Genomic DNA, 14,267 nt, shown 5'->3' on the forward strand with positions numbered 1-14,267 from the left:
ACGCAGGCTTGGCCCCATTCGGCTCCGACCACGGCGTCCGCGTCGGCGCTGAGCAGCGCGTTAATCATGGTCTGCAACAGCGAGCGCATCAGGTCCGGCGACGCGTCGGTGAGGAGATTGCCTTGTCCCGCGGGCAGGGTCGACAATATGGGATGCGGTCATCGTGGTGATCCACTCGAGAAGAACTGTGCAAGGTGATACTCGAAGGTCCCGCGGTGGCCGCTTCCTCATTTACGAGAAGGCTTGCCACCCTCGAGGGCTACACCACTCTAAGAGGCACTACTCGGAGATCAAGCGGAGCTCTCACCGAAGTCGATGGATCAAGGTCGTCCAGTGTCCCCGTGCATGGCCGCGGAGCAGTTCGAATCCAGCGGCTCCCCACAGGGATCCCTCCTGGACGCCATTCGGAAACGGAAACCCGGTGATCCGGGTCTCCCCCGCGATGTCAGATGGAGCGACGACATTTGCGCGAACTCCAGTTGTGGGGCCGTCCGCATCAACCTCGAGCACCTCGAAAGCAAAGGCTCTTCCCCGCGTGCGCACGGGCTCAGACGCATTCAGATACGCACGGCAGACTCCTCGGAACGGACACCCCATGCATCGTTCGGCTCCTGGTCGGCCGACGAGTTCCTGCTCTCCCCTGCCAGCTGCGGCGAGTGCCTCGCGCGCGGCAACTGCTCGATGAACTGCATCTTCAACGAGCGCTGGCCCTCCGGCGACTTCAGTCCCGTGGCCCGTTCCATCGCGAACCTCCAACCGACTTGGAGCGCGGCCGAGGTACGCCCGCGCCAGTGCTGCATAGAGCCGCACCTGGAGTTCCACTTCCGAAGTTACCACCGGCTGGGCGAGCCCGGTCTTGTGGTCGACCACCACTACGGAGCCGGCCACATCCTCGACCAGATCCGGTATGCCCATAAGGCCGTTCCGCGCGTCGTAGAGCTTTCGCTCCACCCACGGAAGAGGACCTGGCATTGCTACAGGCTTGATCGGAAGCTCGTGCCCGCTATCGGTCGCGATCTCACGCTCGCGCCAAGCATGGCGGACGTCATCGGTAACGGCTACCACGTGTTCCCTGGGCGCTACCGTCGACTCATACTGGATTCGCACCCGCTCGCGCGTCAATGCCCAGTTCTGCCACTGCTCCGGCCGCGGAGGCGTCGCTGGTGCCCACTCGTCGACAAGGCGTGAGTGCCAACGCTCCGCCGCCGCGTGCCACACGTCGCCAAAGGCCGCACCGCTTTCGCGCGCAGCGAGGACCTCATGGGCAATGCCCCCCACCGCCGCTGCCGGCCCTGTTCGCCGCAAGGCCGCGAGGGCGGGATCCAGACGGAACCCCGCCTTGGCGGGACATTGCTCGAAGGCGATCACCGCCGACGGGCTGATGTAAGCAGGCACCGTCGGGCGAGGGACAAGGCCGATCACGACTGCAGCATGGACATGACCGACACCGGGTTGAGACGGAAGCGGCGAGCATCGAACCACTCGACGTAGAGACCGTCCATCGTCTGCGCCTGCACCTGGGCTACCGCCTGCGCATCATCCAGCCAGGCCTCCTCGACGCGCCATAGCGGATGCGCGAGGAGCACGCACTTGCGTCCAGCAACGATTGCGGGTACCTCGCCATACGCACGAGCCTCAGCACCGGGCAGCGCCCGCGCGGCGACCTCGTAGACCTCGTCGCCCGCGCGCAGCGAGCGACCCAGCGTAAGTTCCCGCCCGCTTAGCAACTCAAGCATGTCGAGCGCCAGGCGCCAGTCCAGGAGGGGGTGCTTCCGCGAGTTGTCGTACGACCGCATGCAATCCGGGCACGAGACGTCGCACTGGGCCGCGTGTGTCGGTGCAGCCCAGCGGCTCTGCAGGTCACCCACGGCGTGCGCCAGAACCTGCTCGAACGTCTCTGGCTCGCCGATCTCGATCGCGTATCCGGCCCCGTTCTCCGCGGTGTCGGCGAAGTAGATAGCCGAGGCTACCTGCGACTTCATATCGGCCTGGTCATCTGCGAGCATCGGCACCCGCACTGGATTGAGACCCACCGCCAGTTCGCCCGCGTCGAGGTCAAGGTGCGCCTGGGCGGCGAGCTTCATCGCCTCCGCCACTGACGTGTACGCGGCGCGAGCCGACCACTGCTCGAGCAGCCCCAGCGAGCCCGTCTTGAGCGACAGGCGCCGCGGCGTGACGAGCAGGGCGTCGGTGACACGGATCTCGCCGATGACGTTCTTCACCTCCGCTTGGGGCTGTCCAGGAACGACCGTGACAGAGCCATCCTCTTCGTTCACGAACTTGTAGCCCGCGCCGCCGTTGTCGTTGAAGCTCACCAGGGGAGCCTGCTCATAGACCTCAAGGTCGATGGGACCCAACTCGGCACGACGATCAGGCTTGGCCTGCACGGAGATCTCCGGAGGCGAAGCGTGGGACTGATCGTCGTTGCGATCGTCGTACGAGCGTGGCTTGTACGACGTGCGGAATCCCCGCGGCTCGTACAGGCCAAGCGCGACCAATGGGGCATCGCACTGCTCACACACGTTGAGCTCAGCCTTCGGCCGCAGTTCGGTGCGCCCGCACCGCTCGCACTTTGCGACCGAGGTGACAGGACCGAGCGGGTTCTCGACTGGCTTGACGACGGATCCTTGAACGTTGAAGCCCACGAAACCTACCGCTGTGTGTACCTTGCCGTCCTTGACCACCTCTGCGCCCGGAGCGAACGCGGAGATGGCCTGGCCGAGCGGCCGGTCCGATACGACCATCCGCTGCAGCGCGTCCTGATTCCACGGCATGCCGTCATAGAGCGACCGGACCCGGGTGGGAAAGCCGAAGATCGGGAGGAGTCCCCGACGTGCGAGGAGTGCACTCAACTCACCCTCCGCTCCGTCCCCTTCCCTCGCGATGACCTCGTCTATTGCGACGACGAGAGCAGATCGGGCGAACTGCACGACATTCGCAACTTCGGCCTCGTCCAATCGCGTGTACCGCGACGCACGCACGGCGATACGGTCAACGGTGTCCGATGCCCGAAGGAACCCGCCAATCGCCTCGCGAAAGTTCGGCCACGTCTCGACCGTGCCGAACGTCCCGTGGCTGCTCTCGGGCCCCCACTGCGGGGGATCGGACAGCGACCCGAAGGCGAGGCGCAGGCACTCGGAGTTGACTCCCCGCTGGATGATCGCGCGCCGTCCGAGATCGAGGAAGGGCTGCGGCGGGATGTCGCCGGTGATCCGCTCCGGACGCTGGAAATAGAAGTCGTCGTGCGTGCGATCGCGACACAGAGTCAATGCGAAGCTCAAGGCCTGCCCAGATCGGCCTGCCCGCCCCACGCGCTGCTGATAATTGAACCGCTGCGGGGGCACGTTGGCCATCATGGTTGATCGGAGCGAACCGATGTCGACACCGACTTCCATGGTCGTCGTGACCGACAGAGCATCCAACTCGTCCGGCAGCAGGTGCTCCGAGGGGGCCAGCGCGCCCTTGAAACGCCGTTGACGTTCCCGCTGCAGGGAGAGCGGCCGCGTCTGACCGGTCAACTCGGCGATCGCGAGACGACGTGAGGGCTTGTTGGCGAGCCACGCGTAGTAATCAGTCTCGGCGTCCCGTGCTGGCTCGACCTCGAGTTGCGCGGCGTTGCACTGGGTGTTGGCACAAACGCCTGCGCTCGGCTGGAGATGGACATAGCGGCAGTTCTTGCACCGCCAGACCTCACCCCCGGCCGGCACTGCGACCAAATTCGTTTCGAAAGATCCCGTCGTGAGGATCCACTTGCGAGCGGCGAGCTGTAGCGGCTCAGTGCCGAACAGCGCGTCGACCTGCGCGACCGAGGCCTTCTCGTCAAGGCCAAGGTGCCGCGCCACTGCCTCGACATAGTCGCGCACCGGCTTGACCATCAGGTCCTCATCCTCTACACCGAACGCTAAGCTGTCGGCATACCGACGGCGGGTCCCAAGGATGCGAATGGATGAGTCCACCACCTGCAGCAGCTCGGCGTGAGCGAGCGGCCCATCGATTGCTTCGACGCCGGCCACCGATAGTCGAGCGATTCCCACGGACTCCATGTCACGCCGAGCGCCATCGAACAGCGACTCAGCCACGGAACGCCGCATGTCGCGCAGCAGCCGCTCGCGCCCATACTGGGTCGGGTTCCCGGGCCACGCCCCCTTGACGGGGGGCTCGAACGCCCGGTACCAGGGGGTCCCGGTGGCCGAGGATCCATCTTCGAGCGTGACGTTCCACGGACTCGGGCCACCCGGGTTGACGCCGATCTCGAGCAAAGCGTCCTGCACCCGGTCAAAAAGCTGGAGCAGCGAGATCGATTGCTCACCGCTGAGCCTCGCGACCGCGTCGTCGAGCGCCGCCTGCATCTCAGGCGAAAGCGGGATCTTTGCGTTCAACATCATGTTCGCTTGCCAGCCGGCGAGGAGTCCACGCGCGTCCGCTTCGTCGGGACCCGAGATGGCGCCGAGCAACGCGAAGGGGTCGGGCGCGCGGTGAACCTCGCGTCGGAGCACCTGGCGGACTAGGTCGCGGTGATGATTGAGCGCCACGCCCGCCGCGGTGCGGGCGGCGTCGTCGCGACTGTCGGTGAAGATGATGGTCTTTGCGTCGACGACTGCCCCGCGCCCCTCCTTGCCGGTGGCGAGCGCACGCACGAGTTCAGAGAGGTAGAGCTGCGTGGCGGCAGCGCTACCGGCGGTGTGCGCACGAATAGGCGAACGCACAACACCACTCTGAAACACCTCCGAATTGCCTTGCCGCTCGCTCATGCCGCATGTCGGGCACTTCGTCGGCAGCGCAGGTATGTTGCTTGCCGGCCCGGCGCCGAGCGGGACCAGGCGCAGCGCGTCTGTTGCCGCAAGACTGGGTTGCGCGAGGCCCAGGCTCGGGTTCCACGCCAGCGGCCTGAATCCGAACTTGGTCTTCCCTGCAGACCAATCGTCGACTGTGGTCGAAGTGCCGGGACGGAACCAGACATACTCCCCACCCGCCTTGCGGAAGACTGGCCGCTCAGCCTGGCGCTCGGTGGTGGGAAGCGATGAGATCAGAGTATCTTCGCCCTTGGTCTCCACGACGTTGCCGCCGAGGCTGACGTCGCCACAGTGGAAGCAGTAGAGCAGATCGAGCACGCGGGACCCGCAGTGATCACACACCGCACGAGGCGCAGGATAGAGCGTTCCAACCGTCCGATCCGAACCCGCCTCACTGACGCCGCTGCAGGCCCGGTTCGTGCAAGCCCACATCCCTCGCGGCGCGCGCACGAACACATGAGCCCGCATTGGAATCAAGGTGACGCCGTCCTCGCCCGGTCGATCATCGGCGAGGCGATCGAACACTGCCTCGAATACGGAGATGCTCTCGGTACCGCGACCGAACATGCGCTCGGCGATCACATTAGTACTGGTCGCCCGGATCCGTCCTGAGCCGGGCTCTCGACAGGCTGCAGCAATCGCGTGGGTCAGTTCGGCGGCCGATGCTCCCGCTACCTCCTCGGCAGTCCATGATCCGGGATCAGAAGGCACCTGCAAGGGCTGCCCAGGATCTATCGCGAACGTCCTGCGATCCGTGCCGAAGAACTCCTCTAGGTACGACAGGCTCGACTCGCCCTCATCCAATGACGCTGAGGTAGCGATAATTCGTAGCTGCGGCGAGTCCGCCTCAATTCCGAGGCGATTCAGCAGTTGGCGAATGATCAGCGCGACTTCGCTGCCCTGGGTTCCCCTATAGAGGTGCAACTCGTCGACGACGAGGGTAAAGACATGCGAAGAATCGGCCTTGACCCATTCCTGTGTCGAGGCGAAGATCGGGTCCTCGAACGCACGCATCATCATCGTGTTGAGCATCGAGTAGTTGGTCACGAGCACGTCCGGAGGGCTATCGATCATGTCCCAGCGCGTCATCATCTCGCCAGTCGCCGGGTCGGGGAACTCGGCGGGTTCAAGCGAAGGTGCCTCGACCGACTGCTCGGCTATCGACTGCGCAGCTGCGAGTACTTTCGCGTAGTCCTCCGCGAGGTCGCACAGTTCCTTTGCCACCTCCTGGGCCTTCTTCGACTTTTTGGTCGGCTTGTGCTGGTTCCCGAGAGTGCTTCCCGTGTAGCGCCCGAACCAGAGGGGCCGTTCGGGGTGCTCAGCATTAAGCGCCCGGATTGCGCGCCGCATCCTGGTCATCTGGTCCTCGACCAGCGCGTTCGTCGGGTAGAGGATGAGCGTCCGAACTGCGCCTGGACGCGACTCACCGTGGCGCATCGGCACCCACCGGGGGTCCGCGGCACTCCACCAGCGATTGGCTGCAGGCTGGCTAGCCCAACCCTTGGACTCCTCGACCAACCTGGCAAGAATTGGGAACAGGAACGATTCGGTCTTGCCAGAGCCGGTCCCCGAGGTCACGACAACGTTGTGCGGCGCGGCGGCGCTGAAATGGCGCTCGATCGCGTTCGCTTGGTGCGCCCGCAGAGACACGTCCGAAACGTCAGTGACACCGAAGGTGGCCCGCGCCACCGATTCAAGCGTGGAAGTAGCGATTCCCGCACGCTCGGCCGCCTCACCAATCGGCACACTGTTCGGATACGGCAACACTGGCTCGAGCAGCACATCGCCGACGATCGCGTCAGGTGCCTCCAGGAGCGCCCGTCGCTCTGCCATGAGGTCGGGGTCGTTCAGCCAGTACGCGGTGTCGTAGTACCGGAGGAATGCGTCACGCAGCCCTTCGGCGAGCTTTCCGGGAGTCACGTCGGAGGACATCTATGCCCTTTCGAGTTGCAGTAAGTGTCTAGGAGTTGATAAGCGCGTAGAGGCGGTCAGCTGTGGGTCGGTCCAGACCCTCGTATGCCAAGACCTTGCGCCGGCTGTCCCCCACCTTGATCTGGGCAGGGCGTGGCATTACGCCCGATGCGAGCGCCAACGCACGGCCGTACAGACCCGGAAGCTCGCATCCGCGGGGGACGAACACCGCGCTCTTCGCCTCCAGGTATACCGCCAGAGGTCGCCCGTCGGCGGCCGCCGCAAGGTGCTTCACCAGGTGCACAGTCGCTCGCGCGGCCTCGCGCCTGGCAACGTCCGCGTCGCTCCGAAGGATGTAGGTCCGCTCGAAACCCCTCGTCAGACGGAAGGCACCAGGTCGGTCGACGTCCGTCGTCGGAACCCAGCTCGCGCTTTCGGTATCGAACAGTTCGGCTGTCTTGAATCCGGGCAGCGCAGCACGGGGGAGGGCGGCGGCGACAGCGCTGAGCGGCGGCAGCGCGTACAGGAGTTGCCACGACGGATCGTCGACGACGGTGATGCCCTGCTCGAACGCGACGTCGAGAACCGAGTCCGGAAGCCCGGTGATCACGGTGCGCGGCGGCTGCGCGTTGGCCTGGATCTCCGCCACCACAGCACCGCCGCTCTCGGCCTCGTGCAGCAGCCACGAGCGCACGTCCGGCGGCCAGTAGCCCAGCAGCTCCGCCGCGCCATCCGGTCGCACGGCGACCTGGCACTCGGCCATCGCCCAGCCAACGACGGTTCCTGCCGCATCCCGCTCGACATCTATATGCCCCAGGGTCTCCAGAGTCGTGGCGAGCGTGCCTCCGAAGAGAGCTCCGGGCTCGATCTGCGTGGCAAGGTTCGTGAGCTGGCGAGCGCTACCAGCGCCGATGTGCCTTAATGCGTCGAGCGCTCCTGCCCAGAGCCGTCCAGTACCCGTATCCACCGACGGCAGATCGGCGACGTCGACGGTGTGTTCCGCGCGCCTGCCATTCGACTTCTTCGCGGCCTTCCATGCCCATCCCGGCGATCGCTTCACCACTCCGCAGGACTTGCACTCGCCGGAGATGTACTTCTGCTTGGGGCCATCGCCAAAGGTCGGATACACGAGGTAGTGCGCCCCGGTATTGACACATGATTCAGGGTCGGGATCTGCGACGCGAACGGGCTTCACTACTGTGGCCATGGCCTCCTTGCAGTGCATCCACGACGCCGCCTTGGACGCACTGCCACTGACATCGACCCCGAGCTGAGCAGCCGCGTAGATTCCGGTGACGCACACCGTATTCGCTCCGACGCTGTCGCCTCGAACCCCGACGGCTCCAAGCGCGTCTTGCCCCTCGCCGATGATGTACGGCCGCTCGGTAGCGCCTGGCTGCGACAACTCGACCTCCTGCACGTCCCCGCTTCGGAGACGGAGCGTGCCCTGCTGCAGCGGGTCCTTCGCGCCCGGCAATCGCAGTTCGACCCGGTAGTCTCCCGCGGCGAGCTGCTCATCGCCGAGCGGCACAACGAGCGCGCCCTCTTCAGAACTCCATTGGCGGACCACCGCATCGTCTGCCAGCGCCACGCAATGCACCTCGAAGCTCGGCACGCTCTGTAGCGAAACCCTAATCTCCGGCGGCGCCACCGCGGACCACTTACGGATGCGTGAAGGGATGCGGATGCCGCCCGCGAGCGTCAGCAGGTCTCGCGCCAGCGGAACTAGTTCGGGCACCAGGGTCTGCAGCGGGGGCGTGAACAACTGGACGCCCGCAAACGCAGCCCATCCGGTCGGAATCCCCTGCACGCCCGCGAGCTTGCTCCAGCCGGGGCGGGCGTGGCTCGCGAGGACCTCCTCCACAACCCTGGGTAGCGTGCCCTTTAGGCCGTCCTCACGAACGAGCAGCACGGCATCGGCGTTGAGCTGCAGACGCTCGCGCTCGACAAAGGCCTGCATTACCTCGTCGAAAACCAGGGGAATCGTCGCCCGGGGATGCCGCCTGCGCGGAGCGGCGTCAGGCTGCTTCGGGTCGCGCATCTCGACGATGCCGGCAAGCAGGCTACAGGCGTCGATGACGCCGCTGATGGGAAGAACCCTGAGGTTGCCCGATGCCTGGCCAAACTCGACCTCTTGCCACTCTCCGCTTTCATCCTTGAGCTCGAGCGAGAAGGCACTGTCGGTGTGGTCTCCGGCATGCATCGAGAGCATTAGGTTGAGACTCGTCCCGAAGAAGCCTCGGCTCAGGTCGGCAAGCAACCGGACGGAATCCAGCGAACCGGCAAAATCCTCCACGTCCTTGTCGAGGGTGCCATCCCACGCCGCGAGTTCGAGCGCGACGACATTGGCAATGCGGGCGCGCGTCGCCTCGCGCTTCCAGAGCTTCTTCAGGTTAACTGAGGCGGGACACGAATCGAGCGTCAACCACTCGCCTAGATATGCCTCGAGGTCCTGGCCTCCGATCTCCATTCCGGGAGCGAGCCCGTACTTCAAGAAGAAGTGCGTGAACTTGCGGCGGTCGCCATCACGGACAAGCGCCTGTGAAAGAGGAATCCCCACGTAGCGGTGGCTGAGTGCGTACGCCGTCGGCAGGCCCCGGCGACCATCGCATTCCTCGAGCCACCAGTTGAGCGCGCCCCAGAAGTCCTCGGCTCGTGCCGAGTAGTGCTTCTGCACATCGGCCAACACGGCTTTGTCGCTGCCAAGACCGAGCGACTTCGCGAGCCACGGGTAGTACGCGTTCTGCGCGTAGGGGCTCCCGTCTGCACCCATCTGCTCGGCCGCGAGCACGCTGATCGCGAGGAACGCGAGCACCGGCGGCGGCTCCCTCCGGGTTCGCACGTCCCGCATCCACTGACCGCGGCGTACGGTGAGTTGCTCAAGACGGAGCATCCCGTCCTGGACCACGACTCCGGCAACCGCGTCGCGCAAACCCTCCGTCGGGTCGCCGTCCCAATCTGCGGCATTCGCAATTTTCGCTAGCACGTCGTCGTCGAGATCGAGATAAGCCGGGGTGGCGTCGTGCGACTCCGAGTAGATTACCGTCGCAATGGCGTCGTTCCACCGTGTGTACGTATCCCAAGCTTCAATGCTCGTCACTCTCGCCCCCAGCGAAGTAGTCAACACTCTGCGGCTTAATATCCCGCACCCCGCCGACCTGATCAACCGGGCGTGAGAATGTTGGCACGAAGCACTGACTTCCCCACCGAGTCCCCTTTTTGGAGGCGCCCGACAGTCTGCCGCCTCCGCTCGCCAACGTCAGTTCGAAGGTTGCGCCCGCAATCGCAGCCACCCACGATCAGCTAAGCTTGCCGGCATGTCCTCCGCGCCCCACCCGGCATTCACCTACGCCGATCTCTTCGCAGGGATCGGCGGCTTCCACGCGATGTTGGAGCACGGCGGCGGCCATTGCGTCTACGTCTCCGAGATCGATCCGAAGGCGCGTAGAACCTACGCGCTCAACTGGATCGACCCCCTGCCCGCTTCGGCCCGGCCGCAGGTCAATTCCGACATCACGACTGCGACTCCTGAGCACGGCCGCGTCGACGTGCCAGCTCATGATGTCCTCGCGGCGGGCTTCCCCTGCCAGCCGTTCTCAAAGTCAGGGCTGCAACGCGGCATGGATGAGGCGCGCGGCACACTCTTCTGGAACATCGCAAGGATTCTCGAGGACCGCACGCCTGCGGTGGTGATGCTCGAGAATGTCCGCAACATCGCAGGACCGCGTCACCGCCACGAGTGGGACGTGATCATCCGCACACTGCGCGAGATCGGCTACCGCGTGTCGAACCGCCCGACTGTGTTCTCACCGCACTTTCTGCCACCCAATCTGGGAGGCACACCGCAGGTCAGAGACCGCGTGTTCATCCTCGGGACCTTCATCGGCCCCAACCAGGTCGCCGCGGAACTTGCTGCTGGCATCGTTCCCGAACCCGTTGTCCTGCGTGCACCGGTGAACGGCTGGAGCGTGGACGACTGGCGCACGGAGTGGATCCTCGACGACGACGCGACCGTCACCGACCTGGAGCACTATCAGCTAACCGATGCCGAGCGTGAGTGGATCAATGTGTGGGACGACTTCGTCGCGCGCCACCATCATTCCACCGGCGGAAAGCTGCCAGGCTTTCCCCTGTGGGCCGACCACTGGGTCACGGAGTCGCGCCTCGACCCGTTCGAATTGGACGGCATGCCCGCGTGGCGCAAGACGCTCCTCGTCAAGAACGCTCGCTTCTACGACGAGCACCGAAAGATCATCAATGCCTGGCTCGTCGCGCACCCGCAGTTCGGCAGTTTTCCCGCGTCTCGCAGGAAGTTGGAATGGCAAGCGCGCGAACTCGAATCGCTGTGGGACACGGTGATGCACTTCCGTCCCTCCGGGATCCGCGCCAAGGCGCCCACATACCTCCCGGCGCTCGTTGCGATCACGCAAACGTCGATCTACGGTCCCCGGCGTCGACGTCTGACGCCGCACGAGGCAGCTCGACTCCAGGGCCTACCCCTCGAGTTTACCTTCGGCTCCCAGAAGGATCCCGCGTCGTACAAGCAGGTCGGCAACGGTGTGGCGGTCGGGGCCGCATGGCACGTGTTCAGGACGCACGTCGAGCAGAATGCGCCGGATCTGCCCTCGCGCCTAGTCGACTCCGTGCTCGGCGCGTCGAGGACACCTGAGACTGCGGTGTCTTCGACGCGAACAGGCTAACTACGAGGAGCGTTCGCGACCAGCGTCTCCAGGCCGGAAGTGCCGAACTGCCCCTTGAGTGCGTCGGATGCCGCCGTGGCCGAGACGCCTAGAGCATCCAGCACGTCACCCACTACACGCGCGGTGTAGAGCCACTGCACCTTTGACTGCGTCTTGGCGGGACGCTTCCACCGGTCCGAGGCGGAGAGGTCGCGCAACCGTCCACCCGCGGCCGCGACGACTTTGGGGAGGTCCTTGCCATATACGGCCCCCGCCGCGGCAAAGCCGATGAGGACCGCCACGAGCTGAAGTTCCTGCCACTTCGTATATCCCTGCGAGTTGCGGAATGCGGGATGCCACAGTGTCGGCGGGAGCGAACGGTGAGCCTCGACACTCAACGCTAGCAAGTCGACCAGTGCGAACACTCGGTCGGAAACGCGAAGCGGGTCGTACCGCGACGCATCGACGCGCTTGAACATCAGGTTGATGTGACTCGCTGTCGAGCGCGAGTCAGGACGGCCCTCGTCCACCAGAAGAGCAGCGGAAGCCCACGCGAGGAGTTTGGTGCGACGGAAGCCAGCTCGAGCGAAGCCGTACCCGCCAAGAGTGCGCCCGATGGCGGTAACACGCTCACGAATCGGGTCGAGGAAGGGCGCGACTCCGTCGAGGTCTTGGGTGTCACCCGCCGCGACCAGAAGCCCCTTCATGAGCGGTAGGTGGTGATACAGAGCGTTGCGAATCTCCTCTGCGTTGAGGTGCTTGCCTTGCTTGTTGTAGAGGCTGAACACCTCGTGGATCTGCTCGGACGTCACCTGCTTGTACAGGATCACGGGTATCCGGTATTGCGATGTCTGCTCGAACAGCGACCGCACCACACGCGGCTCACCCACAACCGTGATGGGGAGATTCCGAAGCTCAGAGTAGTACCGCCCCTTGAATGACTCGAGCTCGCCGCCAAGGGCCTTGACTCCACCGGAGCGCAGCGGGAATGGGAAATAGTACTCACGCTCCAAGGTCGAGGTGAGGACCTCCGTCGTGCGTTCCTTCCAGATCTTCTTGAAGCGCGGGTACTCCAGCTGGAACACATGCACCAGATCTGGCATGTCCCATTCGAGAGCCCTTTGCTTGACAATCTGAAGTGCGGTCGGGTGGTTGCCTGTGAACCGTAGAATCGCGGTGAGGCGCTGCTTCCCGTCGACCACTTCGAACTGAAGAGTTCCGGCCGCTGCGCGCTGCAACAGAATCACTGACGGCAACGGAATCCCGCGCAGTACCGACTCGATGAGGATCTGGGCGTCGCTGTTCGGCCAGACGTCGGCACGCTGATACGACGGGCTGAGGTCCAGTTCGGAGTCACGCGCGTGCTGAACGAAATCCGCGATCGGCCACGTGTCGGCGAGCGCCTGAATCGTTCCGCTGACCTCGCTCTCTGCCTCGTCGTCCATGTCGCCCCAGCCTTGCTCCCACGACGTTGTCGCGGCAGCGATCGCCGCCGACGTGTCGTCAGCAGACTGCACCTCGACCTCGAACGCCTCGCGAAGTGCGACAGCACGTTCGAGCCGCTCGTTCAGCCTCGCGAGTGCCTCTTGCACCAGGACGTCGCCCTGGTCGAGTCGCTTGTCGGGCGACTCCCCGAGCCCTTCCAGTAGCGAAGCGCAAAACGCAGGATTGGAGCCCGCCGAGAGGTCGGTAGCGAGGTGTAGCCAGCCCTGAACTGAGATCACCGCATGCTGCCACCCACCGTCGTGAAAGTCGGCGGGTTTGAGGACGACAACCGAGCGCGACGGAACGAGTCCCTTCGGAACCACGGCGGCTGGAACCGAGAGCGCCGCCACACCCTCGGCGATCTCGCGCTGCTCGACGGTGAGGACTTCGTCCGGATCGTCCACCGCGATGGTTCGACCGCCACTGGTCCCCTCCTCCTCGTCGAGGAACTCAAACTCGAAGTCGTCATCGGTCGCAAGCGCGTCGGCGGGAGATTCAGTTGCTGCGTGACCGATGGCCAATGGGGGCGTGCCCAGAACGCTCTCTAGAAAAAAACGCCGTGCGAGTGGATCGCGCGGCGCTTTACGCGCCACTACCGCATCAACTAAGTGGTTAAGCCCGCGTAGCGTCACCGTGTCACCGCTGGACCAGCAAGCTTCGTCCCACTCGACGCGCACTTCGGCGGCAATGACTCGGCAGCACTCAACTTTGCCGGGTACCTGTCGCAGTTCGAGCCCCACGGCCGCACCGAGGGCCTCAATAGCGGAGCGCTTCTCCTTGCTCCCCGGACCCAGAGGCTCTGGCGTGACCCCCCCGAGGTAATACATGCGAGCCACCGCATGCGCCTTGTCCTTCGCACTTGAGTACTCGACCATCAGGTCCTCAGCTTTCCCGTTTATCGTTGGCGCGGTGCGGCGCGTGCGCGACTGCGCTCATCGCGATGAACCTACCGCGTGCGATGTTGTTTTCCTGCGTGGCCCGCGCGCCGGGCATGTCACCGCCGTGTGAGACATACGCCACTGGAGCTTGACTGGCGCGCCACACTCTCTACCATTGACACGCTGGGGAAGCCGCCGCGCACCGGAACGCGCGGTCCGGACTCCACCATTTCCCGCCCCAATGGAAGCCGTCGTGAACCTTGATCCGCTGCCCAGGCCCACGCACGATCGCGGCGAGTTCGTGACCGCACAGGCGAGGGATGCCCTCAATCACTCACGCGTCAGAACACTCACTGCTTGAGGGGCAAGGCAAACACGACATGTCGGCTGACGAATCGGATACAAACCCGGCAACGCTTCCGCGGCAGCGTGTCGAATCACTCGCCCGCTCACGTGACCCCGTTGATCGTGCACTCGCAGCATCGGACCTCGCCGGAACGGAGGACGCTTGGGCAGTGCCG

The 14,267-nt window shown here is 64.8% G+C and carries 5 protein-coding genes and 1 pseudogene; 1 reads left to right on the top strand and 5 read right to left on the bottom strand.

What is annotated here, in order from left to right; translation table 11 throughout:
* The 4 genes and pseudogenes from ACK5NO_RS04975 to ACK5NO_RS04990 form a co-directional block, all read right to left on the bottom strand.
* Positions 1 to 162, bottom strand: a pseudogene (locus tag ACK5NO_RS04975) (IS256 family transposase); the annotation flags it as partial.
* 141 nt (positions 163 to 303) lie between these two features.
* On the bottom strand, positions 304 to 1,482 hold the full coding sequence (locus ACK5NO_RS04980; protein WP_416811569.1) for a PD-(D/E)XK nuclease family protein: 1,179 nt from the start codon (positions 1,480 to 1,482) through the stop codon (positions 304 to 306).
* Positions 1,419 to 6,725, bottom strand: a complete 5,307-nt coding sequence (locus ACK5NO_RS04985; protein ID WP_416811570.1) for a DEAD/DEAH box helicase — start codon at positions 6,723 to 6,725, stop codon at positions 1,419 to 1,421. The genes ACK5NO_RS04980 and ACK5NO_RS04985 overlap by 64 nt, the downstream gene beginning before the upstream one ends.
* Before the next feature lie 28 nt (positions 6,726 to 6,753).
* Positions 6,754 to 9,804, bottom strand: a complete 3,051-nt coding sequence (locus tag ACK5NO_RS04990) for a hypothetical protein (protein ID WP_416811571.1) — start codon at positions 9,802 to 9,804, stop codon at positions 6,754 to 6,756.
* Positions 9,805 to 10,021: 217 nt separating this feature from the next.
* Between ACK5NO_RS04990 and dcm the strand changes: the two genes are divergently transcribed.
* Entirely contained in the window at positions 10,022 to 11,404 is a 1,383-nt protein-coding gene (gene dcm / locus ACK5NO_RS04995; protein WP_416811572.1) for a DNA (cytosine-5-)-methyltransferase, read from the top strand.
* Here the strand turns inward: dcm and ACK5NO_RS05000 are convergent.
* Positions 11,401 to 13,389, bottom strand: a complete 1,989-nt coding sequence (locus tag ACK5NO_RS05000; protein ID WP_416811573.1) for a DUF262 domain-containing protein — start codon at positions 13,387 to 13,389, stop codon at positions 11,401 to 11,403. The genes dcm and ACK5NO_RS05000 overlap by 4 nt on opposite strands.
* Positions 13,390 to 14,267: the final 878 nt, after the last annotated feature.

Source organism: Demequina sp. (assembly GCF_047975725.1).
In the GTDB taxonomy this organism is placed as follows: domain Bacteria; phylum Actinomycetota; class Actinomycetes; order Actinomycetales; family Demequinaceae; genus Demequina.